This is a genomic window from Agromyces sp. 3263 (assembly GCF_031456545.1).
Classification (GTDB): domain Bacteria; phylum Actinomycetota; class Actinomycetes; order Actinomycetales; family Microbacteriaceae; genus Agromyces.
Genome location: NZ_JAVDUV010000001.1, coordinates 1076516 through 1100433 on the forward strand (window position 1 = coordinate 1076516; position 23918 = coordinate 1100433).

The window sequence follows — 23918 nt, forward strand, 5'->3', positions numbered from 1 at the left end:
ACTCCCATGAGCTATGCCGTGACCAACCCCGCCACCGGCGAGACGGTCAAGACGTACCCGACCATCAGCGACGCCGACCTCGACGCCGCCATCGCCGCCGCCGACGAGGCGCACCGCACGTGGTCGCGATCGACCAGCGTCGAGGAGCGAGCCGCGCTCGTCCGCAGGGTCGGCGAGCTGCACGTCGAGCGCCGTCAGGACCTCGCCGAGATCATCGTGCGCGAGATGGGCAAGCCGATCGAGCAGGCCCTCGCCGAGGTCGACTTCGCCGGGGCGATCTACGAGTACTACGCCGACCACTCCGCCGAGTTCCTCAAGGACGAGCCGGTGCAGCTGCTGGCCGGCGAGGGCTCCGCGATCATCCGTCGCTCCTCGCTCGGCGTGCTGCTCGGCATCATGCCGTGGAACTTCCCGTACTACCAGGTGGCCCGGTTCGCCGGTCCGAACCTCATCATCGGCAACACGATCCTGCTCAAGCACGCCGAGCAGTGCCCCGAGTCGGCTGCGGCGATCGAGCAGATCCACCACGACGCCGGATTCCCCGCCGGCGCCTATGTCAACGTGTACGCGTCGCACGACCAGATCGAGCGCGTCATCGCCGATCCCCGGGTGCAGGGCGTCTCGCTCACGGGCTCGGAGCGCGCGGGCGCCGCGGTCGCGGAGATCGCCGGTCGCAACCTGAAGAAGGTCGTGCTCGAGCTCGGCGGCTCCGACCCCTTCATCCTGCTCTCCACCGACGACCTCGATGAGACCGTCCAGAACGCGGTCGACGCCCGCCTCGACAACAACGGCCAGTCCTGCAACGCGGCCAAGCGCTTCATCGTCGCCGACGAGCTCTACGAGCCGTTCCTCGAGAAGTTCACGGCCAAGCTGGCCGAGGTCGAGACCGGCGACCCGACGTCGTCCGAGACCGCGCTCGGCCCGCTCTCCTCGCTGAAGGCGGCGGAAGGCCTCGACGAGCAGGTGCGACGTGCGGTCGAGCACGGCGCCACGCTCGTGCACGGCGGCACCCGCGAGGGCGCCTACTTCCAGACGACGGTGCTGACGGATGTCTCGCCCGACAACCCGGCGTCGAAGGAGGAGTTCTTCGGGCCGGTCGCGCAGGTGTATCGCGCGAAGGACGAGTCCGAAGCGATCCGCCTCGCCAACGACATCCCGTTCGGGCTCGGCTCCTACGTCTACACGACGGACCAGGAGCAGGCCCTGCGGGTCGCCGACGGCATCGAGGCGGGCATGGTCTTCGTGAACGTCGTCCTCGCCGACGGCGCCGAGCTGCCGTTCGGGGGCATCAAGCGCTCGGGCACCGGCCGCGAGATGGGCCGCCTGGGCGCCGACGAGTTCGTGAACAAGAAGATGATCCGCATCGGCTGACGCCGAACGCGCACCGCGACATCGAGCCCCCGGCCGTATCGGCCGGGGGCTCGACCGTTGCCTCGCATTCACCGCCGCAAGAAATACATCTGGTGCTATAGCTTTAGAGCCGAAGGTATGGCAAGCTGGCGCTCGGCGTCCGGGGGTGGACGGACGCGATCAACGACGATCAGACGAAAGGCCCATGATGTCCGAACCCGCCAAGCCCGCCGACCTCGGCGACGGCGAGCACCTCAGCGTCCTCGGCTACGAGGACACCTTCCACCGGTCGATGAGCCTTTGGGCCAACTTCGCCCTCGGCTTCACCTACCTCTCGCCGCTCGTCGGCGTGTACTCGCTCTTCGCGCTCGCGCTCACGGTCGGCGGCCCGCCGTCGATCTGGTGGATCGTCATCGTGGGCGCGGGCCAGCTGCTCGTCTCGCTCGTGTTCGGCGAGGTGGTCTCCCAGTACCCGATCCACGGCGGCATCTACCCGTGGGCGCGTCGCCTCTGGGGCCGGCGGTACGCGTGGATGGCAGCCTGGGTCTACATCTGGGCCATGATCGTCACGATCACCGCCGTCGCGGAGTACGGCTCGGGCTTCGCGGCCAGCCTCTTCGGCGTCGACCACACCGCCGACACGACGCTCTGGCTCACGCTCGGGCTCCTGGTCATCGCCCTCGGCATCAACCTGACCGGCACGAAGTGGCTCGGCCGCGTCGCCCGCATCGGACTGGCCGCCGAGCTCATCGGCGTGATCGGTCTCGGTCTCTACCTGCTGATCTTCCAGCGCAAGCAGGACTTCGGCATCTTCTTCGACAGCATGGGCGTGCAGGGCGACGGGAGCTACCTCACCGCCTTCATGGGTGCGGCGCTGGCCGGCCTCTTCCTGTTCTACGGCTTCGAGGCCTGCGGCGACGTCGCCGAAGAGGTCGAGAACCCCGCCAGGCGTATCCCGAAGGCGATGATCCTCACGATCCTCGTCGGCGGCGTCTCGGCCCTGTTCTCGTTCGGCGGCTACGTGCTCGCGGCCCCCGACCTCCAGGCCATCGTCGCCGGCGAGGACGCCGACCCGATCCCGGCGATCCTCGAGTCGACCCTCGGACCGGTCGGCGCGAAGCTGTTCCTTGTCGTGGCGATCACCGCCTTCCTGTCGTGCGTGCTGAGCCTGCAGGCTGCCGCGAGCCGCCTGCTGTTCTCCTTCGCCCGGGATGGCATGATCCCCGGTCACCGCTGGCTCTCGAAGGTCTCGGCGACGAGCAAGGTCCCCACGAACGCCCTCATCGTCGCGTGCACGGTCCCCGCGATCATCGCCGTGCTGGTGTGGCTCAACGCCGACCTGCTCTACCCGGTGACGGCGTTCGCCGTGCTCGGCATCTACGTGGCCTTCCAGATGGTGGTGCTCGCCTCACTGCGTCAGCGCACCAGGGGCTGGAAGCCGGCCGGCCCCTTCTCGCTCGGCCGCTGGGGCATCGTCGTCAACGTGGCTGCGCTCGTCTACGGCGTGTTCGCCATGGTGCTGCTCGCCATGCCGGGCACCTCGGGAGAGGTCCTCACCGACTGGGTCGTGCTCATCGGCCTCGGCGTGGTGCTCGTCACCGGGCTGGCGTACCTGCTCCTCGCGCGGCCCGACCGCCGCTCCGACGCGCCGGCGGGCGACGCCATCGAGGTGGCCGAGCGCCTTCGCGCCCACCGCGGGGCCCGCGCCGAGGACACGATCGTCCTGAGCTGATCGCCCGCGATCGGATGCCCCGTGGCCGTTCGGCCGCGGGGCATCCGTCGTTCCGGTCCCTCAGCTCGGCTCCGGGCTGCTCAGCGCTTCTTCGCGGCGTCGATCTCGTCGCGTCGCAGCAGGATGACCCGGTCGACGAGCGAGTCGGGCAGCGGGCGCTCGGGCGTGAACCGGATCGTGCCCTTCGACCACGAGTACCCGTCGAGCTCGGCCGACACCGCCGACACGACCGCCGGGCTGAAGGGGTAGAGCCCGATGTGGCCCTTGGCCGACATCACGCTCACGAGCGGCGAGTCGCGGTACCGCAGGGCGGGCATGCCGTAGCTGACCCCCTCGACGGCTTCGGGCACCAGCGACATGGCCCGCCCCCGGATGCGCTCGATGAGGTCGCGGTCGGGCGCCTCGAGTCCTGCGATGTAGTCGCTCAGCTCCCCCATGGCGGCCATGCTACGCCCGGGCATGCGACCCCACCGCGAGGTGCGGGCTCCGCGGGTTCAGTTGGAGCGCGCGCCGATCGCGCTGACGACGTCGGCGAGATTGCGGAGGAGCCCTGCCAGCGTCGTGCCGTCGCTCGACGTGAGCACGCCGCCGTCGGCCACGTGCGCAGCCCAGGCCTGCGCGCTCGCGACGAGACGCGCCTGCTCCTGGCGCTCCTGCTCGGTGAACTCGCGCGGGGCCCCGTCGAGCTCGGCGTCGATCGCCGCGCAGACGGTGGCGAGCCGGCGATAGGGCGCCGCGGCGATCACCCCGTGCTCGAAGCCGGTGCCCTCCAGCGCCGCGACGACACGTTCGAGTGTGGTGCCCTGCATCACGCAGCCCCTTTCGCTGGATCCCCCTGCACTGATCATTCCAGACGCGGGAACACCCGGCGTACGCTGGGCGGATGTTGCGTCGGCGCGTCGTGGTGCACGGGAGCGTGCAGGGTGTCGGGTTCCGGTACTCGGCGCGACTCGAGGCGGAACGCCGCGGCGTCACGGGCTGGATCCGCAACCGGCCCGACGGGTCCGTCGAAGCCGAGGTCGAGGGTGACGAGGCATCCGTGCAGGCCATGCTCGACTGGCTCGCGACCGGACCGCGCGGCGCGCGAGTCGAGCGGATCGAGGTCGCCGACGCGGAGCCGCTCGGCGAGCCCGGGTTCCGGGTCATGGGCTGAGGCGCACCCTGTCAATGCCTTCACTCGGCATGCGTCGCCGCGTTGACTTGAAGCGACGGATGCCGCGGGCACGCGGCGAGGGAGGAGCATCATGACCGACCGCAACGAGGGATTCGGCCTCGACGACGACCTCGGCATCGAGGAGCGGGAGCTCGCGCAGGAGACCGTCGTGAACGACGCCGTCGCAGGTGAGACGGTCTGGCCGGGTGCCGGCGACGGCAACGACGGACCCACCGGCGGTTCACCGCACGAGCAGGAGCCGATCTACGCCGAGAACGACCTGGCCGGCGAGGAGATCGACCTCGGCGACGAGCCCGACTGAGCCGCGCGGCCGCGAGCGCACCGAGCGGCCACCGCAAACGGGACGACGAAGGGCCCGCCGGATGCACCGGCGGGCCCTTCGTGACGAGTCAGGCGACTCAGATGGCGTTGACGTCCAGCGGGATGCCGGGGCCGAACGTGGTCGACACGGCGCCCTTCTGGATGTAGCGGCCCTTGGCGCTCGACGGCTTGAGGCGCACGACCTCTTCGAGCGCGGCCTTGGCGTTCTCCTCGAGCTGCTCGTTCGAGAACGAGGCCTTGCCCACGACGAAGTGCACGTTGGCGTGCTTGTCGACGCGGAACTCGATCTTGCCGCCCTTGATCTCCTCGACCGCCTTCGCGGGGTTGGGGGTCACGGTGCCGGTCTTCGGGTTGGGCATGAGGCCGCGGGGGCCGAGCACCTTGCCGAGACGGCCGACCTGGCCCATGAGCTCGGGCGTCGAGACGGCCGCGTCGAACGACGTGTAGCCGCCGGCCACCTTCTCGATGAGCTCGGCGCCGCCGACCTCGTCGGCGCCCGCCGCGATCGCAGCCTCGGCCGCAGGGCCGGTCGCGAACACGATGACGCGGGCGGTCTTGCCGGTGCCGTGCGGGAGGATGACGGTGCCGCGCACCATCTGGTCGGCCTTGCGGGGGTCGACGCCGAGCTTCAGCGCGACCTCGACGGTCGAGTCGAACTTCGCCGAGCCGGTCTCCTTCGCGAGGGCGACGGCCTCGGTCGGGGTGTAGAACTTGCCGGCCTCGATCTTGTCGGCCGCGGCCCGGTAGGCCTTGGACTTCTGTGCCATGTTGCTTCTCCTTGAGAGAGTGTGGTCATCTGCGCCTGGCGGGCGCTGCCACGAATGAGAGTTCTGGGTGAGCGGATGCCGCGGCATCCGTTCGGGGCCCCATGACGCACGACGGCATCGGGTGGGACCCGAGGCGATTACTCGACCGTGATGCCCATCGAACGGGCGGTGCCCGCGATGATCTTCGACGCGGCGTCGAGGTCGTTGGCGTTGAGGTCGACCATCTTCGCCTCGGCGATCTCGCGCACCTGCGCCGTGGTCAGCTTGCCGACCTTGGTGGTGTGCGGGACGCCGGAGCCCTTGGCGACGCCGGCGGCCTTCTTGATGAGCTCCGCGGCGGGCGGGGTCTTCAGGACGAAGGTGAACGAGCGGTCCTCGTAGACGGTGATCTCGACGGGGATCACGTTGCCGCGCTGCGACTCGGTCTGCGCGTTGTACGCCTTGCAGAACTCCATGATGTTCACGCCGTGCTGACCCAGGGCCGGGCCGATGGGCGGGGCCGGGTTCGCGGCGCCGGCCTTGATCTGAAGCTTGATCAGACCAGTGACCTTCTTCTTCGGTGCCATGATTTCTCTCTTTCTGATCGAACGCCCCGATCGGGGCACTCTCCCGCAGGCCCGGCGGATCCGGGTTGCGGTGGTCGGTGTGTTGAATCAGCAGTGACTGACGCAGCACAACCCCCCGATGATACCGGAGGGCCGCTGCGTGCTGCCTGTGAGGTGGTTAGAGCTTGGTGACCTGGTCGAAGCTGAGCTCGACCGGGGTCTCGCGCTCGAACAGCGACACGAGCACCGTGAGCTTGCCGCTCTCGGGCTTGATCTCGCTGATCGTGCCGGGAAGGCCGGCGAAGGAGCCGTCCTTGATGGTGATGGTCTCGCCGACCTCGAAGTCGACCTCGGCGGGGATGGCGCGCGCCGCACCGGCGGCCGCACCGGCCTTCGCGCCCTTGACGGGTGCGACGTCCTTGATCTCGACGAGGCTCTTCAGCATGCCGAAGGCCTCCTCGAAGCGGAGGGGGGTCGGGTTGTGGGCGTTGCCCACGAAGCCCGTGACGCCGGGAGTGTGGCGGATGACCGACCAGCTCTCCTCGTTGAGGTCCATGCGCACCAGCACGTAGCCGGGGATGCGCACGCGGGTGACCATCTTGCGCTGGCCGTTCTTGATCTCGACGACGTCTTCCATCGGGACCTCGACCTGGTAGATGTAGTCCGCCATGGCCATCGACTCGCGTCGCTGCTCGATGTTCGCCTTCACGCGGCGCTCGAAGCCCGCGTAGGAGTGGATGACGTACCACTTGCCCGGGAGGAACCGCAGCTCGGCGCGGAACTCCTCGTAGGGGTCGGCGACCTCGTCGGCCTCCTCCTGGGTGGCCTCGGCGGCGGCGAGCGCCTCGTCCTCGGAGTCGATGTCGAGGGCGTCGTCGATCACGGCGTCGGCCTCGGGGTCGCTGGCCTCGGCCATCGCGTCGAGCACGGCGTCGAGGTCGATGTCGTTGCCCTCGTCGTCGACGATGTGCACCGCGCGGTGCTCGGCGGGCTCCACCGACTCCTCGTCGTGCTCGGCCGTGTCGCCCTCCTGGGCCTCCTCGACCTCTGAGGACTGCTCGGCAGCGGTGGCCCAGTCGACGTCGTCGCGCTCAGTCTTCGACACTTCTTGCTTCCTTTGCTTCGTTCCGCCCTCGGGGCGGCCGGATGTTCGGGCCAGGAGCCCGATCAGGCTCCCGGTGTTCCGAAGACGTACAGCACGAGCCAGCCGAAGATCTGGTCGAGGCCCCACACGAGCGCCATCATGATGATGACGAACACGAGCACCACGACGGTGAAGCTGACGAGCTCCTTGCGAGTCGGCGTGACGACCTTCTTGAGCTCGGCGATCACCTGCCGGATGAACAGCGCGATCCTCGCGAAGGGGTTCCGACGCGCTGCGCGGTCGCGCTTCGCGTTGGCGACGACGTCCTCGCTGGGTTCGTCGATGATCTTGCGTGCCACCTCGTACACCTTTCGTGGGCCGGCAGTCACTGCCGGCTCGCAGGGCGGACAGGACTCGAACCTGCAACCTGCGGTTTTGGAGACCGCTGCTCTACCAATTGAGCCACCGCCCTATGGAGGCATCGACCTCCGTGGGATCGCTTCTGCGGCCGCGCTTCACCCGTAAACAGGCATGGGGAAGCTTGGCCGATATCCGCAACCTCAGCAAGTTTAGGCGACGGATGCCCCACGGCCAAACCCGCCCCGGTTTCACGCGATCGGTGTGATGCCGGGATCGCCGCACGCGCCGTACCGTGGCGGCACACCGCGCCGTCGCGGCGCGCATCCATGGACGGAAGGAATGATTCCCATGAGTGACACGCAGACGACCGGTTGGGCTGGATGGGGAGTGTTCGCGGCGATCGTGCTGATCATCGCCGGCGCGATCGACGCGATCTACGGCTTCATCGCCGTGTTCCTGCCGAGCAGCTCCTACTTCGTGCTCGGCGAGGGCGGGCTCGTGCTCTTCGACGTGCAGGGCTGGGGCTGGTGGCACGTCATCATCGGCGCCGCGCTGATCCTCGTCGGCCTCGCGCTGTTCACCGGCGCCACCTGGGCACGGGTGACCGCGATCGTGCTCGTCGCGATCAACGGCGTCAGCCATGTCTTCCTGCTGCCCGCGCAGCCGTGGTGGTCGCTGCTCGTCCTGACCCTCGACATCCTCGTGATCTACGCGCTCACCGTGCACGGACGCGAGTTCGAGGCCTCCCGCCGCTGAGCTCTCGGCCGTGCGGCGCCGCGGTGCTCGGCCGCGGCGCGGCACCATCCGGGACCACCCGGGGTTTCACCCGATCAGGATGATGCCACGGCATCCGCGGCGGTCCTACCGTGAGGCCAGCAGCACCGCGCCGCAGCGAACGCCGGGCGCGTCGTCGATCGAAGGGCAGGTTTCCCATGGCTGACAACGAGGTGACCGGCTGGGTCGGATGGGGCTGGTTCGCCGGCATCATCATCCTCATCGCCGGAGTGTTCAGCGCGTTGCACGGACTGACGGCGCTGCTGGCGCCGGCGAGCTCCTACTTCGCCAGGGTCGAGGGCGGCCTCGTCGTGTTCGACGTGCAGGGCTGGGGCTGGTGGCACCTGATCACCGGCATCCTGCTCATCCTGGTCGCGGGCGCCCTCTTCGCCGGTGCGACGTGGGCCCGCGTCATCGCGGTGATCCTCGTCGGCATCAACGCGGTCGGGCAGCTGTTCACGATCCCCACGGCACCGTGGTGGTCGCTGATCGTCCTGACCCTCGACATCCTCGTCATCTTCGCGCTGACGGTGCACGGGCGGGAGCTGAAGGCCAGCGCGCGCTGAGCCGTCGTCGGGCGCGGCATCCGTTCACGGAGCGGATGCCGCGCCCCACTGCTGCTCGGGCCCCGCGAGGGCTCGCCCTAGATTGGGGGCATGACAGCAGAGCGGGCAGCGCGCCGGATCGTCGAGCCGCGGAGCATCGTCGAGGTCACCGGCGAGCACTCCCAGTTCCGGCTCGACCTGGAGCGCATCCGCTTCTCGCCCTACTTCTCCCGGCTGTCGGCGGTCACCCAGGTGATCGCCCAGCCCGGGGCGGGCCCGCTGATCCACAACCGGCTCACGCACTCCATCAAGGTCACCGCCGTCTCACGCGCCATCGCGGTAGCGCTGTCGGATGCCGCGTCGCCGGCGTATCCGCTCGCCGTCGAGCACGGCTGCGACGCCGTGGTCGTGCAGGCCGCGGCGAGCGCGCACGACCTCGGCCACCCGCCCTTCGGACACCTCGGCGAACGCGTCCTCGACCGGCTCGCCCGCGAGACGCTCGGCCTCGCCGACGGGTTCGAGGGCAACGCGCAGACCTACCGCATCATCGCCACGCTCGACGTGACCGAGTCGTCGCCGCACGGGCTCAACCTCACCGCGGCGGTGCGCGCCGCCGTCGCGAAGTACCCGTGGACCCGCTTCGTCGACGCGCGCGGCCTCGGCACGGGTCCGCTCCCCCGCGGGATGCGTCGGGTCGATGGCGGCGTCGACGTGGCGAAGTTCTCGGCGTACGACCTCGACGCCGTCGACCTCGTCGAGGCGCGCCGTGGGCTTCCCGCACTGTCGCAGTCGCTCGAGTGCTCGATCATGGACCTCGCCGACGACATCGCGTACTCCATCCACGACGTCGACGACTTCTACCGGGCGGGCCTGCTCAGCCAGGGCGCCGTGGCGCGGGAGTTCCGGGGCTGGATCGAGGGATGGACCGACCTGCGCGAGCTCGACGACGAGGCGCTCGCGCTCCGGTCGGCGCCGCCGGGCGCGGCGATCGAGGGACTGCGCCGCAAGCTGCACCGCAGTGACGCGTGGGTGGCCGACGATGACGCGTTCGCCGAGGCCGTCGACGTCGTGGCCGACGACCTGGTCGACGGGCTGCTCGCCATCCCGTTCGACGGGTCGATCGCGTCGGAGCGGGCGCTCTCGTCGTTCACGAACCGCTGGATCACCCACCTGCAGACCTCGGTGGTGCCGGCGCCGGCCGGCGAGGCCCGCACCGGGCTCGTCACCCTCGACCGGCTCGCCTGGCACGAGGTCGAGGTGCTGAAGTTCGTGCACCGGCACTTCATCCTCGACCGCGCCGACATCGCGATGTACCAGCGCGGCCTGAGCCGGGTGCTCACGCGCGCTGTGAAGGGCCTCACGGCGTGGGTGACCGACGACTTCGACCGGCACCGCGTGCCGCAGCGCCTCAAGGAGCTCGTCGAGCTCGCCACCGACGGCTACGCGCGCGTCCGTGCCGCGCGGCCCGAGGGCGTGCCCATCCCCGACGCGGGCGAGGTCATGCGGCTCGGCGTCGGGCGCGGGGTGGTCGACTACGTGGCGTCGCTCTCCGACGACCAGGCGCTCGCGGTGTCGGAGGCCATCGACGGCCGTCCCGACCGACTCTGGGACATCGGGCAGAACCTCTGAGGGGGCCGGTCGCCGGGTGCGATCAGGCAGGCGATCCCGCGACCCGTGCGCGGCGGCGGCGCAAGCCGAGGAGCACGAGGAGCAGGCCGACGACCACGAGCACGCCGCCCGCGATCGCGGCCCACCAGGCCGTGTCGGCCGGGATGTCGAGGTAGACGCTGATGCCGAGGATGCGCGAGAGGCCCCACGGCAGCAGGCCCATCTCGTCGTTCCACGCGGTGAGGGCGGCCTCGAGTCCGATGAGGCCGATGAGGCTGCCGAACACCGCCAGGACGGCCCCCGCTCCGGCCACGACCGCGCCCACGGCACGCAGCGCACCGACCTGGGTGGCGAGCGCCCAGGCGCCGGCCACGAGCACCCAGCCGAACGCGGCGAACGCGACGGTGATGTAGGCGTTGCGGGCGGTCGGGTCGGTCCAGAAGCCGAACCAGTAGCCGCCGGGACCGGTGGGCGCGAGCACCACGAGCAGCAGCACCACCCTGAGGATCGCCGCGCCGCCGACGGCGGCGAGCACGGGCCACGCCGAGCACCGCCGCAGCACCAGGAGCAGCACGAGCACGAACACCAGCCACGCGCCGAGCGTGACGAGCAGGTGCGAGGGCGCGAGGAACCAGGTCTGGATGCCGCGGCTCAGCGCCAGCGCGAGCGCCGGCACGGCGACGACGAGCACGCGCTCCAGGCGACCGAGCCCTTCGGTGACCTCGGCGGCGCGCCATGGCCGCGTCGCCGCGACCCACAGCGCACGGGCGGCGCGGGCGCCGGGCCATCGCACCCGGCCGGATCCCGCCGCGATCCCGTAGCCGAGCCACGCGGCGAGCAGGATGACGAGCACCCGCGCGGCCCAGGCCATGGGCAGGTCGCGCTCCGCGCGCTGCACGCCGAGCTCCGCGGCCGTGAGGTTGTACGCCGGGTAGTAGGGGTCGCCGGCGTAGGCGGCCTCATGGGCTGCGGCGGATGCCTCGAACGCCTGCCGCGCGGCATCCCACCGCTCGTACGCGCCCTGGTCACCGGTGTCGTGCCACTGCGCCTGGCGCAGGAACATCTCGCGGTCGTCGCCGAGCATCTCGTAGGTCGACGCCTGGTAGTCGAGCGTGTCGAGGAACGCGGCGCGCAGGTCGGGGTCACGCCAGGTCGCGGCATCCGTCGCCTCGATCGAATCGTGCATGCGCTGCACGGCCGCGAGGGCCCGGTCGCCGCCCGCGATCGCCTCGTCGAGCTCGTCGCGGCTGATCTCGTAGATGACGTCGAGCACCGCGCTGTCGCCCGTGACGATGTCCCACTCGAAGATCCACATCATGGGCGGCGGCTCGAGCCCGATGGCGAAGACGCGGCGGTCGGCGAACGGGCCGATGTACAACCCGTCGGTGATCGCCGCACGTGAGGAGGCCATCGCCTCGCCGATCGCCCGCACGGTCGCCGGGTCGTCGGAGAACCAGCGCCGCGCCCAGTCGGCGGTGATCGCCGCGGGGTCGGCATCAGGATCGCGGGCGAGGCGCCCGGCCAGCTCGGTGTTGAGCTCGTACAGCTGCCAGAATCCGGCCTTCAGCTCGAGGGAGAGCGGCCCGGCGCGCCACGGCCCACCGTCCTGCGTCCAGGTCCAGATGCCCTCGACGCGCGGGTTCGCGGCGATGAACCGTTGCAGCGCCTCCTGGTAGAGCACGCCGAGGTCGTTCGGGAACGCCCCGAAGTTCTCGAACTCGCGCCGGCTCTGGAACTCGACGATGCGGCGCTGCTCCCCGATCTCGAGGGTGTGGTTCAGCGGCAGGTGGCTGTAGAAGTCGCCCAGCGTGTACTTCGTCGAGACGATGAGCGCGTCGGAGTCGATACCGCCGAGCACCGCCTCGTACGACGCGTCGTTCGTGTGCATGTCGCCGACGGCGCCGACGCCCACGCTCCACGTGCGGAAGATCACCTCGCGGTCCACGCGCTCGGCCTGCGCGGTGAGCGCCGTGAGCATCGTGCGCACGGAGTCGACGCTCGTCACGGCGAGCTCGGAGTAGTAGTCCCAGCCGGGCAGGTCGTAGACCCGGCCGGCCTCGCCGATGCGGATGAGCACGCCGTCGAGGTAGGGCATCGCGGCGTAGAGCTCGTCGAGTCCCGCGGCGTAGACGTCCCAGAACTCGGGGTCGTCGGTGGCGAGGCTGCCGAACCGGTCGACGAGGTACTCCTCGAGCGGCGTGGTGAGCGTGAGCATGTCGGTGCGGAAGTACACCGCGAGCCCGGCGTCGTGCGCGTACTCCCACATCGGGCCGAACGCCCGCTGCATCGCCTTCGCCCGGGCCACGTGCGTGTCGTCGGCGTCGTAGACCTCGGTGCCGTCGCCGACGCCCGAGAACGTGAGGTACTCGATGAAGCCCGGGATGGCGATCGCGTTGTAGCCCTCGGCGAGCGCGTGCCGCACGTAGGTCTCGAACTCCTCGCGGGCGACGTCGAGCGCCGCCTCGTCGATGTAGGGCGCCTCGGCGAGGATGACGTCGGCGAACGCCTTCGAGTTGTGCGAGTAGTCGTCACCCGCGGCCCACTCCGGCTCGTCGACGGCCACGCCGACCGCGCCGAGGTCGACCATGCGGAATCCGAGGCGCGATTCGACCGCCTCGCCGAGGTGCTCGGTCACGCTGCGACGGTCGCGCACCGCGGCGGCGAGGTCGTAGACGCCCAGCGTCGCCCCGGCCTCGGATGCGGCGAAGAGGCGCAGCGCGCCGGGAGAGCCCTCGAGCCGGTAGGTCTCGTCGTCGTCGCCGCCGTCGCCCACGACGACGTCGAGCGTCGAGGTGCCGTCGGTCGTCCCGGCGTCGGCGACCGCGTCGCGGAGCTCGTCGACGGCCAGCCCCATGCGCACCGTCGCGGGCGCGGTGATGTCGGTGAAGGCCGGCGGGGTGACGGCGGGCGTCTCCGGCGCGGCCACGAGCGTCTCGGAGGGGACGTCGGACGGCTCGCTGCGGATGCCGAGCTCGTCGCCGAGCACGACTGCGACACCGGCGCCCAGCGCCACGAGGACCGTGAGCGCGACGCCGGCGAGGAGACCCCGTCGGGTTCGCGCCATCACGGGGAGCAGCGTACACGAACTGGGACGATCGTCCCACTTTTTGCCGCGACGTGCCGTCCGTCGCGCATCGTAGGCTTGGCTCCGTGACCGAACGCGCCCGTCTCTCCGCCCGCATCGCCGCCATCGCCGAGTCCGCGACCCTGAAGGTCGACGCGAAGGCCAAGGCCCTCCAGGCCGAGGGGCGTCCCGTCATCTCCTATGCGGCAGGCGAGCCCGACTTCGCGACGCCCGACTTCATCGTCGAGGCCGCGTTGGCCGCGACGCGCGACCCGAAGAACTACCGCTACACGCCCGCCGCGGGCCTGCCCGAGCTTCGCGAGGCCGTCGCGGCGAAGACGCTGCGCGACTCGGGCCTCGAGGTCGGCGCCGGGCAGGTCGTCGTGACGAACGGCGGCAAGCAGGCCGTGTACCAGGCGTTCCAGGTGCTGCTCGACGAGGGCGACGAGGTCCTCGTGCCCACGCCCTACTGGACCACCTACCCCGAGGCGATCAAGCTCGCGGGCGGCCGCCAGGTCGACGTGTTCGCCGGCGCCGACCAGGGCTACCTCGTCACGGTCGAGCAGCTCGAGGCCGCGCGCACCGAGCGCACGAAGGTGCTGCTCTTCGTCTCGCCGTCGAACCCGACGGGCGCGGTGTACGCGCCCGAGCAGGTGCGCGCCATCGGCGAGTGGGCGCTCGAGCACGGCATCTGGGTCGTGTCCGACGAGATCTACCAGAACCTCACGTACGCCGACGACGTCGACGGCCTGCCGCCGCGTGCCGTCTCGATCGTGGAGGCCGTGCCCGAGCTCGCGGACCGCACGATCCTCGTCAACGGCGTGGCGAAGACCTATGCGATGACCGGCTGGCGCCTCGGCTGGATGGTCGGCCCCGCCGACGTCATCAAGGGCGCCGCGAACCTGCAGTCGCACCTCACGTCGAACGTGTCCAACATCTCGCAGCGCGCGGCGATCGCCGCGCTCACCGGCCCGCAGGACACGGTCGAGGAGATGCGCCGTGCCTTCGACCGCCGCCGGCGCGCGATCGTCGCCGAGCTGTCGAAGATCGACGGCATCACCGTGCCGGTGCCGCAGGGCGCGTTCTACGTCTATCCCGACGTCTCGGGCCTGCTCGGCCGCGAGTGGGGCGGGGTGACGCCGACCACGTCGCTCGAGCTCGCCGACCTCATGCTCGAGCAGGCCGACGTCGCGGCGGTGCCGGGCGAGGCGTTCGGCCCGAGCGGCTACCTGCGCTTCAGCTACGCGCTCGGCGACGCCCCGCTGCTCGAGGGCATCCAGCGGCTGCAGCGCCTCTTCGCCTGAGCGCGGTTCCGGATGCCGCGGCCGCCCGACTCCCTCATCGTCGCCGCGGCGCACGACAACGCCGCCTGGTGCGCGGCGGTGTGCCGCGCCAACGGTATCGGCTCGCGCGTGCGCGACGGGCTGTGGACCGCTGACGGGCCGACCCCCGACGGCTACCCCGAGGCGGTGACGCTCACCCCCGGCCTGTCCCCCGATCGCGTCGCCGAGGCCCTGCCGGCGGGTGCGAGGAGCGTGAAGGACTCGTTCGCCGACGTCGACCTCGGAGACCACGGGTTCCGGGTGCTGTTCGACGCCTCCTGGATCGTGCACGAGCCGGGCTCCGAGTCGGCGCTGGCGGTCACCCCCGCTCCGGCGCTGCACGCCGTCTCGACGGCTGACGAGTATGCCGCGTGGGCTGCGCTGCACGGCGGGACGGCGTTCGCCCCGGCCCTGCTCGACGACCCGCGCGTCGTGGTGCTCGCGGGCGGCGATCCGCTCACGCACGGCGCCGTCTTGACCGATGCCGGCGACGTCGTCGGCCTCTCGAACGTCGTCGGCGAGGCATCCGCCTACCGTGCGGCGGCCGCGGAGGCGGCGAGCCGCTTTCCTGGGCGGATCGTCGTGGGCTGGGAGGCCGGCGAGGACCTCGCGACGGCGACAGCCGCTGGCTTCACGGCAATCGGCGACCTCCGCGTCTGGCTGCGTTGACGTCGTCCGGCTGACACGGCGAACGCCCGCGCCGAGACCTCGAGGGTCTCGAACGCGGGCGTTCGTTCAGGCGACTGCGGTGACCCGCAGGTCGTCAGCGGTCGTCGCGGAAGGCGTCCTTGACGTCCTCGGCGGTGTTCTTCATGTCCGCCTTGGCCTGGTCCATCTTGCCCTCGGCCTCGAGTCGCTCGTTGTCCGTGACCTTGCCTGCGGCCTCCTTGGTCTTGCCCTTGAGGTCTTCAGCAGTGTTCTCAATGCGGTCGTCGACACCCATCGTCGAACTCCTTCCCGAGCGGTGGCGGTCTGCCGCGCTCTGGATCCCAGTCAACGCCGCGAGGCCTGTGAAGTCACGGGGTTGCACCGGCGCGGTGCAGGCGCTACACCCGCTCCCACCTACTCGTCCGGGGCGCCGAGAGGCCAGGCGCGCCGCACCTCGATTCGGCCGAATCGGGCCATCGGATGCTTCGACGCGATCTCGATCGCCTCGTCGAGGTCGGCGCACTCGATGACGTCGTAGCCGGCGATCCACTCCTTCGACTCGGTGAACGGGCCATCCGTCACGATGGCCTGCTCGCCACGCACGCGCACGGTGCGTGCATGCTCGGGCGGGCGGAGGCGATCACCCGTGATCGAGACCCGGCGACGGGTCATCTCGTCGACCCATTCGTCGATGGTGAGCCCACCGGCCTCGCTGTACGGTTCGGCTTCGGGATCGGTCGCGATGAAGAACAGGAACTCCACCTCAGTCCTCCGATCCGAGCGGCCAGACCGGACGGAGCTCGAGCGCGCCGAAGCGCGCGAGCTGGTCGCCGGCCGCGATGGCCTCCGCTTCGGCGAGGTCGTCGACCTCGAGCAGGCAGTAACCGGCGATCCACTCCTTGGACTCGGTGAACGGGCCGTCGGTGACGATCACCTCGCCGGCTCGCACGCGCACCGTCTTCGCCTCGTCGGCGGGCCGCAGCCGCATGGCGCGCTTCAGCACGCCGCGCTCGGCCATCACCCGATCCCACTCGGCCACCGCCTCCTGGTCGACCTCGCCGCCGTCGATCCCGGGGTCGGCGACCACGAACATCATGATGTCCATCTCGTACTCCATTCCTCGTCCATCCTGCTGGTACGACGTACGGCGTGCGGCGGAATCGACATCACGCGCGAAGTGCGGCCTGCGCCTCGGCCGCGAGGGCCTCCGCGATCGCATCGAGCAGGTTCGAGCGGAGGTTCCACTGCTGCCAGTACAGGGGCACGTCGATCGGATCGCCCGCGAGCGCCACGAGCTCGCCGCGCTCCAGTTCGGCGTCGGACTGGAAGGCGGGCAGCATGCCCCAGCCGAGGCCGAGCTTCACGGCGATCGCGAAGTCGTTCGACGCGGGCACGTAGTGGCGCGGCGGCGCATCGGGATCGACGCCGCTCGCGGTCAGATGGTCGCGCTGCAGGTCGTCACGCCGGTCGAAGTCGACCACGGGGGCGGCGGCGAGCGCGGCGGCGAGTCCGTGCCCGCGCGGTTGCCGTTCCCCGGCGCCGTCGGCGAGCTGCAGCGACCATCGCTCGGCGAAGGCCGGCGTCGCCACGGCGGTATAGCGCATGACGCCGAGGGGGCGCACGAGGCATCCGGCCACGGGCGCCGCCTGCGAGGTGACCGCCCCCATCACGGTGCCCGACTCGAGCAACCCGGCGGTGAAGTCCTGGTCGTCGCGGTGCAGGTCGAAGACCACCGGATGGCGGTCGGTGACGCGTGCCAGCGCCGGGAGGAACCAGGTGCCGAGCGAGTCGGCGTTCACCGCGAGCGCGACCGAGACCGGCCGCTGCGGCTCGGCCTCGACCCCGAACGCGGCGAGCGCGTCATGCTCGAGGAGCCCGATCTGGCGTGAGAGGCGCACCACGGCCGCCCCGGCCTCGGTGGCCCGGGCGGGCTTCGACCGCACGACGAGCACCCGGCCGAGCTGCTGCTCGAGGCTCTTCACGCGCTGGGACACGGCCGAGGGGGTCAGGCGCAGGCGGCGCGCGGCCGCGTCGAAGGTGCCCTCGTCGATGACGACGGCGAGGGTGCGCGCGAGGTCGAGCGGGATCTCCATCTGAAGCGATGCTAATGCTTCTGAAGAATCCTGAGCTGGATTCTCGCTCCGAGCCACCGTAGCGTCGGCGTCGTGCCCATCTCCTCCGTGCTCGCCGGCCTCGGCCTCGGCTTCTCGCTGATCATCGCGATCGGCGCGCAGAACCTCTTCGTGCTGCGACAGGGCATCCGACGCGAGCACGTGTTCGCGGTCGCCGCGATCTGCGCGCTCAGCGACCTCGCACTCATCATCGTGGGCGTCTCGGGCATCGGCGCCGTCCTGACCGCGGTGCCGTGGCTCGTCGAGGTCGTGCGCTGGGCGGGCGCCGCGTTCCTCGTGGTGTACGGCTGCCTGGCGGCACGACGGGCGATCCGGCCCAGCGGCGAGGTGCTCGTCGCCGCTGACGGAGTGGCGGATGCCGCCGTGGCGACGGATGCCACTGCGGCGACCGGTGCCGCGGAGCGGCCGGATGCCGGGGCCGGGACACCCGCGGCATCCGGTCGCTCAACCGTCGTGACTGATGCACCCTCGGCGACGAGACGGACGCCGACCTCGACCGTGCGTCGCACCGGACTCGCCACGGCCGTGCTGACCTGCCTCGCGCTGACGTGGCTCAACCCCCACGTCTACCTCGACACCGTGTTCCTGCTCGGTTCGGTGGCCAACACGCACGGCGACGCCCGATGGGCCTTCGCCCTGGGGGCCGGCGTCGCGAGCATCGCCTGGTTCTTCGGCCTGGCCTACGGCGCGCGGCTCCTCGGCGGGGTGCTCGGGAGCGCGCGGGCCTGGCGAGCGCTCGACGGGGTCATCTCCGTCGTCATGATCGCCCTCGGCGTCTCGCTCGTGCTGCCGCACTGACTCCGATCGAGCAGATTCCCGAGATTCGCCTCGCGGGTGTCGAAACGGACTTCCCCTGTTCGTCGCGCATGCATACCGTGTGAAACAGCGATCTGAGGAGTGCACATGCGATACATGATGTTCGTGGCCGTCGACCCCGACGCCGAGCCGTTCGACCCGGCGGGCGACAACATCGGCGAGTGGGCGGCCGACGTCGATGCCCGAGGAGTCCACGTGTTCGGCGACCGGCTTCGGCCCGTCGAGGATGCGACGCTCGTGCGGGTGCGTGGCGGGGAGCTCATCGTCACCGACGGCCCGTTCACCGAGTCCAAGGAGTGGATCGCCGGATTCGACATCCTCGACTGCAGCGACCTCGACGAGGCGATCGAGATCGCCGGGCGGCATCCGATGGCCCGATTCGGACGCATCGAGCTCCGGCCGTTCTGGCCGTTCGACGTCGACGAGGACCCAGTCGCCCGCGAGGAGCGCGAGGCCGACGAGCGCGGCCGGAGGAGCGAACCCGCGGTCGGCGTATGAGCGCCGGCGACGACGCGCCCCATGCACCTGACGTGCTCGACGCTCCGCATGCGCGCGCCGCGGCCGACGCACTCGCGTGGGCGTATCGCGAGGAGTGGACGCGCGTCGTCGCCACGCTCATCAGGGCCACGGCCGACTGGGACGTGGCCGAGGATGCCGCGGCGGACGCGTTCGAGCGCGCCGCTCGTCGGTGGCCCACCGAGGGCGTGCCGGACAACCCGGGTGCGTGGCTCACGACCGTGGGCAGGAACCGCGCGCTCGACGTGCTGCGGCGACGCGCGGTCGAAGCCGGCAAGGTGAAGGAGTGGCTGGTGATGGACGAGGTGATGGGCGGCGGGGCATCCGACGATCCGGCCGACCTCGCGGCGGCCGCACCCGACTGGGACGACCGGCTTCGCCTCGTCTTCACCTGCGCGCACCCCGCCCTGCCGATGGAGGCACGCGTCGCCCTCACGCTGCGAACGGTCGGCGGCCTCGACACCGCCGAGATCGCGCGCGCATTCTTCGTTCCCGAGTCGACCATGGGCCAGCGGATCGTGCGCGCCAAGCGGAAGATCAAGCACGCGGGCATCCCCTATCGCGTGCCGTCGCCCGACCAGCTGCCCGACCGTCTCGCCGGGGTGCTGGCCGTGCTGTTCCTGGTGCACAACGAGGGCTACCTCGCCAGCTCGGGCGACCAGCTGCTGCGGCTCGACCTGCAGCAGGAGGCGATCCGGCTCACGCGGCTGCTGGTCGAGCTGCTGCCCGAGGCCGACGAGGCCCGCGCCCTGCTCGCGCTCCTGCTGCTGCAGCACGCACGGTCCGCCGCACGGGTCGACGACGCCGGCGACCTCGTGCCGCTCGACACCCAGGACCGCACGCGGTGGAACGCCGCCGAGGTGACCGAGGGCCTCGCGCTGCTCACGGGCCCCCGGCCGGCCGAGGTCGGGACGTACCGCGTGCAGGCCGAGATCCAGGCGGTGCACGCGCGGGCGCGGACCGCCGACGACACCGACTGGCCTGCGATCGTGGCGTGGTACGACGCCCTGCTCGCGGCGACGCCGTCGCCCGTCATCGAGCTCAACCGGGCCGTGGCGCACGGCCTGTCCGGCCACGTCGAGCAGGCGCTCGACGAGCTCGGTGAGCTCGAGGCATCCGGTCGCCTGCTGGGGTACCACCTGCTGCCCGCCGCGCAGGCCGACCTGCTGCGCCGGAGCGGCCGGCCGTCCGAGGCCGCCGCGCGCTACCGGGCTGCGATCGACCTCGCGCCGACGGCACCCGAGCGCCGGTTCCTCGAGCGGCGGCTCGCGGAGGTCGGCGGGCGGTGAGCGGCATCCACCGATCGGTGGATGCGTGAGTCGACCGTTCCACGGCTTCCGGGAGCGGCGCGGACGCGGCAGGCTCTGAGCATGGACACGACAGCGCCCGGACCGGGCACCAAGGCCGGCGAACTGCCCTCGGGCACGGATGTCGCGGTGCGGATCCGCGGGCTCAGGAAGGTGTACGGCGGGGTCGCCGCCGTCCATGGGCTCGACCTCGACATCGCCCGCGGCGAGACCTTCGCGCTGCTCGGGCCGAACGGCGCCGGCAAGTCGACGACCGTGGAGATCCTCGAGGGCTATCGGCTCCGCACGGAGGGCGAGGTGCGGGTGCTCGGCGTGGACCCCGCTCGCGGCGACCTCGACTGGAAGGCGCGGCTCGGCATCGTGCTGCAGTCGGCGACCGAGTCGGGCGTGCACACCGTGCGCGAGCAGCTCACGCACTTCGCCGGCTTCTACCCCGACCCCCGCGACGTCGACGAGGTCATCGCCGCCGTCGGCCTCGAGGCGAAGGCCCGCACCCGGGTCTCACGGCTGTCGGGCGGGCAGCGCCGCCGGGTCGACGTGGCGCTCGGCATCATCGGGCGGCCGGAGCTGCTGTTCCTCGACGAGCCGACCACCGGCTTCGACCCCGAGGCCCGCCGCGAGTTCTGGAAGCTCATCCGGTCGATGAAGGCCGAGGGCACCACGATCCTGCTCACCACCCACTACCTCGATGAGGCCGCGCAGCTCGGCGATCGCGCGGGCGTCATCCTCGGCGGACGACTCGTCGACGTCGGCCGCGTCGACGAGCTCGGCGGCCCCGAGGCGCGAATTCCCATCGTGCGGTGGCGGGAGCCCGACGGGACGTCCCGCGAGGTGCGCACCGAGCGACCAGCCGAGCTCGTGGCATCCGTCGTCGCCGAACACGGCGGCGAGCCCGACGCGCTCGAGGTCATCCGTCCCAGCCTCGAGGACATCTACCTGCGATTGGTGCACGCGGCCGGCGCCGACGCGCACGACGACGAGGAGGCCCTCGCATGAGCGGCGCGACGACCACCCCGGCCACCGACGGACGATCACCGGGGCACGCGGAGCCACGCGGCATCCGCCCGCCTCGCACCGATCGCCGCCTGACCGGGCCCAGCCTGCTGCGCCTCGGCACGTCGCGCATCGGCTACGAGACCAGGGGCTACTTCCGGTCGCCGGATGCCGTCTTCTTCACGTTCCTCTTCCCGCTCATCATGCTCGGCATCTTCACCGCCGCCTTCAGCGCATCGGGCGACATCGTGCCCGGTCCGGGGATGGAGGGCATCTCGGTGGGCGCCTACTACCTGCCGGGGATGCTCGCCGCGGGCATGCTGCTGTCGGGCGTGCAGAACCTCGCGGTGGACATCGCCACCGAGAAGAGCGACGGCACGCTGAAGCGGCTCGGGGGCACGCCGCTCTCGCCGGTGTCGTACTTCCTCGGCAAGATCGGCCAGGTCTTCGCGACCGCGGTGCTGCAGGCGGCCCTGCTGCTGCTCGTGGCCGGCACCCTGTTCGGCATCGCCCTGCCGACGACGAGCGCGGCGTGGCTCACCTTCGCCTGGGTGTTCGTGCTCGGCGTCGCGACCTCGGCGCTCTGCGGCATCGCCCTCTCGGCCGTTCCCCGCAGCGGCAAGAGCGCCACGGCCGTGGTGATCCCCATCGTGCTCGTGCTGCAGTTCATCTCGGGCGTGTACCTGCAGTTCTCGCAGCTGCCCGAGTGGATGCAGAACATCGCGAGCATCTTCCCGCTGAAGTGGATGGCGCAGGGCATGCGCGCGGTGTTCCTCCCCGAGGACTTCGAGACCCTCGAGCAGCACGGCACCTGGGACCTCGGGTGGGTCGCCGTCGCCCTCCTCGCCTGGCTCGTCATCGGGCTCGTGGTGAGCCGGCTCACGTTCCGGTGGATCCGGCGCGACGCGTGAGGCACGACGCGTGAGGCCGGTCGGCCGTCGGGCGGCACGTGCCGCCGGACCGGCGCTCGTGAGAGGGTGACCTCATGTTCACGGTGCGATGGTGGGACCTCGCCGCGATCGTCGTGGCGAGCGTCACGGTGGTGCTGTCGCTCATCGACCCGCCCTACGGTGCCCCTGACTACGGCACCTGGGCGACGGTCGCCGCGTTCCTCGTCGTCTGGTTCGCGTACGCCCGCCGATTCGTGGAGGGCGCCACCCTCGGCCACCACCTCGCCATCGCATTCCTGTTCGCCAGCATCACCGCGGTGGGCACGGCGTTCGAGCCGTCGTTCGCGATCCTCCAGGCCTTCATCTACCCGTTCGTCTGGGTCACCGCGCCGGGCCTCAAGAGCGCCCTGGCGGCGAACATCATGGTGGCCGTCGGCATCGTCGTCGGCTACACCGTGCACGGTGGCCCGACCGGGATCATCACGGGCTTCGGCGTGGCGATCCTGTCGGTCGGCTTCAGCATCGCCCTCGGGCTCTGGATCACCCGGATCGCCGAGGTCGGCGCCGAGCGGGCGCGGCTCTTCGACGAGCTGCAGGCCGCCCAGGGCCAGCTCGCCGCCATGCACCGCGACGCCGGCGTGACCGACGAGCGGGCACGACTCGCGCGCGAGATCCACGACACCATCGCGCAGAGCCTCACCGGCCTCGTGATGGTGGCGCAGCGGGCGGGCAACCGCCTCGAGCCGGTCGAGGGCGAGCCCGCGGCATCCGTGCGCGGCGACATCGACCTCATGGAGCAGATGGCCCGCGAGGCGCTCACCGAGGCGCGGGGGCTCGTGGCGTCGCTCACGCCCGTCGGCACCGACGCCGGCCTCGCCGATGCGCTGGTGCGGCTGGCGACGTCGTTCCAGCGCGAGACCGGCGTGGTCGTCACGGTGACGGCGGATGCCGCGGGGCTCGACCGCGAGCTCGAGGTGGTGCTGCTCCGCTCCGCCCAGGAGGCGCTCGCGAACGTGCGCAAGCACGCAGGAGCCCGGCACGCCGCGATCTCCGTGGCTGCCGCCGGCGAGGACGTCGTGCTGACGGTGACCGACGACGGCACCGGCCCGGGCGACGCGCAGCCGGGCGAGCGGGGCTTCGGGCTTGCCGGCATCCGCGACCGCGCCGCGCTGGTCGGCGGGTCGTTCGAGTTCGGCCCCGGCGCGGGCGGGGGCGCGCGCTTGCGCGTCGTCGTGCCGCGGTCCTCCCCCGCCGCCCGGACGGAGCCGACGACACGGCTGAACCCGACGACCCGCCCGAACCCGACCACGCCCATGGGAGGCGCCGCATGAGCAGGCCCATCCGCATCGTCGTCGCCGACGACCATCCCATCGTGCGCGCCGGCATCGTGGGACTGCTCGAGCAGGCGCAGGGCATCGAGGTCGTCGGCGAGGCGGCCGACGGATCGGAAGCCGTCGAGCTCGCGGCATCGGAGCGCCCCGATCTCGTGCTCATGGACCTGCGCATGCCCGGCGTCGACGGGGCGAGTGCGACGGCGAGCATCGTCGCAGCGGGCGACGGCACGCGCGTGCTCGTGCTCACCACGTACGAGACCGACGACCACATCCTCGCCGCGATCGAGGCCGGGGCGAGCGGCTACCTGCTCAAGGCGGCGCCGCAGGCGGAGATCCTCGCCGGGATCCGGGCCGTGGCCGCCGGCGAGACCGTGCTCGCCCCGTCGATCGCCGCGAAGCTCGTGTCCCGAGTGCGCGCCGACGCGGCATCCGCTGCCCCGCCCGTGCTCTCGCCGCGTGAGCTCCAGGTGCTGACCCTCGTGGCCGACGGGTGCTCGAACCCGGAGATCGCGCGCGAGCTGTACATCGGCGAGGCCACGGTGAAGACGCACCTGCTGCACGCGTTCGAGAAGCTCGGCGTGAACGACCGCACCCGTGCGGTCACCCGCGCGATGGAGCTCGGCCTGCTCTGAGCGC

Annotated in this window: 27 protein-coding genes and 1 tRNA gene; 16 read left to right on the top strand and 12 right to left on the bottom strand. The window is 71.3% G+C overall.

The genetic code is table 11. The annotated features are described in order from the left end of the window. The first annotated feature begins 6 nt into the window (after positions 1-6). Complete coding sequence (locus J2X63_RS04890) at positions 7-1371, top strand: NAD-dependent succinate-semialdehyde dehydrogenase (protein ID WP_309974505.1); 1365 nt, start codon at positions 7-9, stop codon at positions 1369-1371. Between the two features lie 184 nt (positions 1372-1555). After that, the gene (locus J2X63_RS04895) at positions 1556-3082 is read left to right on the top strand and encodes an amino acid permease (RefSeq protein ID WP_309974508.1); all 1527 of its coding nucleotides are present in this window, start codon (positions 1556-1558) and stop codon (positions 3080-3082) included. An 80-nt stretch (positions 3083-3162) separates the two neighbouring features. Here the strand turns inward: J2X63_RS04895 and J2X63_RS04900 are convergent, their stop codons facing one another. Both J2X63_RS04900 and J2X63_RS04905 read right to left on the bottom strand, forming a co-directional pair. After that, complete coding sequence (locus J2X63_RS04900) at positions 3163-3519, bottom strand: DUF1801 domain-containing protein (RefSeq protein ID WP_309974511.1); 357 nt, start codon at positions 3517-3519, stop codon at positions 3163-3165. A 57-nt stretch (positions 3520-3576) separates the two neighbouring features. Further along, positions 3577-3891 carry a hypothetical protein gene (locus tag J2X63_RS04905; protein WP_309974514.1) on the bottom strand — a complete coding sequence of 105 codons (315 nt, stop codon included), beginning with the start codon at positions 3889-3891 and terminating at the stop codon, positions 3577-3579. Between the two features lie 74 nt (positions 3892-3965). Here J2X63_RS04905 and J2X63_RS04910 point away from each other — a divergent pair, with 74 nt between their 5' ends. Together J2X63_RS04910 and J2X63_RS04915 are read left to right on the top strand one after the other, a co-directional pair. Further along, positions 3966-4235: an acylphosphatase gene (locus tag J2X63_RS04910; protein ID WP_309974516.1), complete on the top strand. Its 270-nt coding sequence runs from the start codon at positions 3966-3968 to the stop codon at positions 4233-4235. A 91-nt stretch (positions 4236-4326) separates the two neighbouring features. Then, positions 4327-4557 (top strand): hypothetical protein, encoded by a 231-nt coding sequence (locus J2X63_RS04915; protein ID WP_309974518.1) that lies wholly within the window; start codon positions 4327-4329, stop codon positions 4555-4557. Between the two features lie 97 nt (positions 4558-4654). Here the strand turns inward: J2X63_RS04915 and rplA are convergent, their stop codons facing one another. The 5 genes from rplA to J2X63_RS04940 all read right to left on the bottom strand — a co-directional run bounded on the left by rplA (position 4655) and on the right by J2X63_RS04940 (position 7445). Then, a complete protein-coding gene (rplA, locus tag J2X63_RS04920; protein ID WP_309974521.1) occupies positions 4655-5344 on the bottom strand; it encodes a 50S ribosomal protein L1 in 690 nt (229 codons plus the stop codon). Positions 5345-5481: 137 nt separating this feature from the next. Next, positions 5482-5910 (bottom strand): 50S ribosomal protein L11, encoded by a 429-nt coding sequence (rplK, locus tag J2X63_RS04925; RefSeq protein ID WP_309974524.1) that lies wholly within the window; start codon positions 5908-5910, stop codon positions 5482-5484. Positions 5911-6067: 157 nt separating this feature from the next. Next, positions 6068-6994 (bottom strand): transcription termination/antitermination protein NusG, encoded by a 927-nt coding sequence (gene nusG, locus J2X63_RS04930; RefSeq protein ID WP_309974528.1) that lies wholly within the window; start codon positions 6992-6994, stop codon positions 6068-6070. Between the two features lie 62 nt (positions 6995-7056). Continuing rightward, complete coding sequence (secE, locus tag J2X63_RS04935; RefSeq protein WP_130351839.1) at positions 7057-7332, bottom strand: preprotein translocase subunit SecE; 276 nt, start codon at positions 7330-7332, stop codon at positions 7057-7059. A gap of 40 nt (positions 7333-7372) precedes the next feature. Beyond that, positions 7373-7445, bottom strand: a tRNA-Trp gene (locus J2X63_RS04940). 236 nt (positions 7446-7681) lie between these two features. Here J2X63_RS04940 and J2X63_RS04945 point away from each other — a divergent pair. The 3 genes from J2X63_RS04945 to dgt all read left to right on the top strand — a co-directional run bounded on the left by J2X63_RS04945 (position 7682) and on the right by dgt (position 10281). After that, entirely contained in the window at positions 7682-8089 is a 408-nt protein-coding gene (locus J2X63_RS04945) for a hypothetical protein (RefSeq protein WP_309974534.1), read from the top strand. A 176-nt stretch (positions 8090-8265) separates the two neighbouring features. Next, the gene (locus J2X63_RS04950) at positions 8266-8673 is read left to right on the top strand and encodes a hypothetical protein (RefSeq protein WP_309974536.1); all 408 of its coding nucleotides are present in this window, start codon (positions 8266-8268) and stop codon (positions 8671-8673) included. 90 nt (positions 8674-8763) lie between these two features. Further along, positions 8764-10281, top strand: a complete 1518-nt coding sequence (gene dgt / locus J2X63_RS04955; protein ID WP_309974538.1) for a dGTP triphosphohydrolase — start codon at positions 8764-8766, stop codon at positions 10279-10281. Positions 10282-10303: 22 nt separating this feature from the next. Here dgt and J2X63_RS04960 read toward each other — a convergent pair whose 3' ends face one another. Beyond that, the gene (locus J2X63_RS04960; protein WP_309977796.1) at positions 10304-13324 is read right to left on the bottom strand and encodes a hypothetical protein; all 3021 of its coding nucleotides are present in this window, start codon (positions 13322-13324) and stop codon (positions 10304-10306) included. Positions 13325-13410: 86 nt separating this feature from the next. Here J2X63_RS04960 and J2X63_RS04965 point away from each other — a divergent pair, with 86 nt between their 5' ends. Both J2X63_RS04965 and J2X63_RS04970 read left to right on the top strand, forming a co-directional pair. Continuing rightward, a complete protein-coding gene (locus tag J2X63_RS04965) occupies positions 13411-14628 on the top strand; it encodes a pyridoxal phosphate-dependent aminotransferase (RefSeq protein ID WP_309974540.1) in 1218 nt (405 codons plus the stop codon). Positions 14629-14640: 12 nt separating this feature from the next. Further along, positions 14641-15315, top strand: coding sequence for a hypothetical protein (locus tag J2X63_RS04970; RefSeq protein WP_309974543.1), 675 nt, complete (start codon positions 14641-14643; stop codon positions 15313-15315). Between the two features lie 94 nt (positions 15316-15409). Here the strand turns inward: J2X63_RS04970 and J2X63_RS04975 are convergent, their stop codons facing one another. The 4 genes from J2X63_RS04975 to J2X63_RS04990 form a co-directional block, all read right to left on the bottom strand. Beyond that, the gene (locus J2X63_RS04975) at positions 15410-15589 is read right to left on the bottom strand and encodes a CsbD family protein (protein WP_130351845.1); all 180 of its coding nucleotides are present in this window, start codon (positions 15587-15589) and stop codon (positions 15410-15412) included. Positions 15590-15708: 119 nt separating this feature from the next. Continuing rightward, positions 15709-16056 carry a YciI family protein gene (locus J2X63_RS04980; RefSeq protein ID WP_309974548.1) on the bottom strand — a complete coding sequence of 116 codons (348 nt, stop codon included), beginning with the start codon at positions 16054-16056 and terminating at the stop codon, positions 15709-15711. Position 16057: 1 nt separating this feature from the next. Continuing rightward, positions 16058-16411 (bottom strand): YciI family protein, encoded by a 354-nt coding sequence (locus J2X63_RS04985; RefSeq protein ID WP_309974552.1) that lies wholly within the window; start codon positions 16409-16411, stop codon positions 16058-16060. A 49-nt stretch (positions 16412-16460) separates the two neighbouring features. Beyond that, positions 16461-17387, bottom strand: coding sequence for a LysR family transcriptional regulator ArgP (locus tag J2X63_RS04990; protein ID WP_309974555.1), 927 nt, complete (start codon positions 17385-17387; stop codon positions 16461-16463). A gap of 78 nt (positions 17388-17465) precedes the next feature. Here J2X63_RS04990 and J2X63_RS04995 point away from each other — a divergent pair, with 78 nt between their 5' ends. The 7 genes from J2X63_RS04995 to J2X63_RS05025 all read left to right on the top strand — a co-directional run bounded on the left by J2X63_RS04995 (position 17466) and on the right by J2X63_RS05025 (position 23914). Beyond that, the gene (locus J2X63_RS04995) at positions 17466-18224 is read left to right on the top strand and encodes a LysE/ArgO family amino acid transporter (RefSeq protein ID WP_309977799.1); all 759 of its coding nucleotides are present in this window, start codon (positions 17466-17468) and stop codon (positions 18222-18224) included. 105 nt (positions 18225-18329) lie between these two features. Next, complete coding sequence (locus J2X63_RS05000; RefSeq protein WP_309974557.1) at positions 18330-18740, top strand: YciI family protein; 411 nt, start codon at positions 18330-18332, stop codon at positions 18738-18740. Between the two features lie 32 nt (positions 18741-18772). Then, complete coding sequence (locus tag J2X63_RS05005) at positions 18773-20047, top strand: DUF6596 domain-containing protein (RefSeq protein WP_309974560.1); 1275 nt, start codon at positions 18773-18775, stop codon at positions 20045-20047. An 81-nt stretch (positions 20048-20128) separates the two neighbouring features. Continuing rightward, positions 20129-21061 carry an ABC transporter ATP-binding protein gene (locus tag J2X63_RS05010; protein WP_309974563.1) on the top strand — a complete coding sequence of 311 codons (933 nt, stop codon included), beginning with the start codon at positions 20129-20131 and terminating at the stop codon, positions 21059-21061. Further along, positions 21058-21969: an ABC transporter permease gene (locus tag J2X63_RS05015; protein ID WP_309974566.1), complete on the top strand. Its 912-nt coding sequence runs from the start codon at positions 21058-21060 to the stop codon at positions 21967-21969. Before J2X63_RS05010 ends, J2X63_RS05015 begins: the two co-directional genes overlap by 4 nt. A 74-nt stretch (positions 21970-22043) precedes the next feature. After that, positions 22044-23279, top strand: a complete 1236-nt coding sequence (locus tag J2X63_RS05020; protein ID WP_309974569.1) for a sensor histidine kinase — start codon at positions 22044-22046, stop codon at positions 23277-23279. Continuing rightward, positions 23276-23914, top strand: a complete 639-nt coding sequence (locus tag J2X63_RS05025) for a response regulator transcription factor (RefSeq protein ID WP_309974573.1) — start codon at positions 23276-23278, stop codon at positions 23912-23914. Before J2X63_RS05020 ends, J2X63_RS05025 begins: the two co-directional genes overlap by 4 nt. Positions 23915-23918: the final 4 nt, after the last annotated feature.

Bases quoted from the DNA above. Each gene is read 5' to 3' on its own strand.
- J2X63_RS04890 (WP_309974505.1), top strand. From the start codon at position 7: ATGAGCTATGCCGTGACCAACCCCGCCACCGGCGAGACGGTCAAGACG.
- J2X63_RS04895 (WP_309974508.1), top strand. From the start codon at position 1,556: ATGATGTCCGAACCCGCCAAGCCCGCCGACCTCGGCGACGGCGAGCAC.
- J2X63_RS04900 (WP_309974511.1), bottom strand. From the start codon at position 3,519: ATGGGGGAGCTGAGCGACTACATCGCAGGACTCGAGGCGCCCGACCGC.
- J2X63_RS04905 (WP_309974514.1), bottom strand. From the start codon at position 3,891: ATGCAGGGCACCACACTCGAACGTGTCGTCGCGGCGCTGGAGGGCACC.
- J2X63_RS04910 (WP_309974516.1), top strand. From the start codon at position 3,966: ATGTTGCGTCGGCGCGTCGTGGTGCACGGGAGCGTGCAGGGTGTCGGG.
- J2X63_RS04915 (WP_309974518.1), top strand. From the start codon at position 4,327: ATGACCGACCGCAACGAGGGATTCGGCCTCGACGACGACCTCGGCATC.
- rplA (WP_309974521.1), bottom strand. From the start codon at position 5,344: ATGGCACAGAAGTCCAAGGCCTACCGGGCCGCGGCCGACAAGATCGAG.
- rplK (WP_309974524.1), bottom strand. From the start codon at position 5,910: ATGGCACCGAAGAAGAAGGTCACTGGTCTGATCAAGCTTCAGATCAAG.
- J2X63_RS04945 (WP_309974534.1), top strand. From the start codon at position 7,682: ATGAGTGACACGCAGACGACCGGTTGGGCTGGATGGGGAGTGTTCGCG.
- J2X63_RS04950 (WP_309974536.1), top strand. From the start codon at position 8,266: ATGGCTGACAACGAGGTGACCGGCTGGGTCGGATGGGGCTGGTTCGCC.
- dgt (WP_309974538.1), top strand. From the start codon at position 8,764: ATGACAGCAGAGCGGGCAGCGCGCCGGATCGTCGAGCCGCGGAGCATC.
- J2X63_RS04960 (WP_309977796.1), bottom strand. From the start codon at position 13,324: ATGGCGCGAACCCGACGGGGTCTCCTCGCCGGCGTCGCGCTCACGGTC.
- J2X63_RS04970 (WP_309974543.1), top strand. From the start codon at position 14,641: ATGCCGCGGCCGCCCGACTCCCTCATCGTCGCCGCGGCGCACGACAAC.
- J2X63_RS04975 (WP_130351845.1), bottom strand. From the start codon at position 15,589: ATGGGTGTCGACGACCGCATTGAGAACACTGCTGAAGACCTCAAGGGC.
- J2X63_RS04985 (WP_309974552.1), bottom strand. From the start codon at position 16,411: ATGGAGTACGAGATGGACATCATGATGTTCGTGGTCGCCGACCCCGGG.
- J2X63_RS04990 (WP_309974555.1), bottom strand. From the start codon at position 17,387: ATGGAGATCCCGCTCGACCTCGCGCGCACCCTCGCCGTCGTCATCGAC.
- J2X63_RS05000 (WP_309974557.1), top strand. From the start codon at position 18,330: ATGCGATACATGATGTTCGTGGCCGTCGACCCCGACGCCGAGCCGTTC.
- J2X63_RS05010 (WP_309974563.1), top strand. From the start codon at position 20,129: ATGGACACGACAGCGCCCGGACCGGGCACCAAGGCCGGCGAACTGCCC.
- J2X63_RS05015 (WP_309974566.1), top strand. From the start codon at position 21,058: ATGAGCGGCGCGACGACCACCCCGGCCACCGACGGACGATCACCGGGG.
- J2X63_RS05020 (WP_309974569.1), top strand. From the start codon at position 22,044: ATGTTCACGGTGCGATGGTGGGACCTCGCCGCGATCGTCGTGGCGAGC.
- J2X63_RS05025 (WP_309974573.1), top strand. From the start codon at position 23,276: ATGAGCAGGCCCATCCGCATCGTCGTCGCCGACGACCATCCCATCGTG.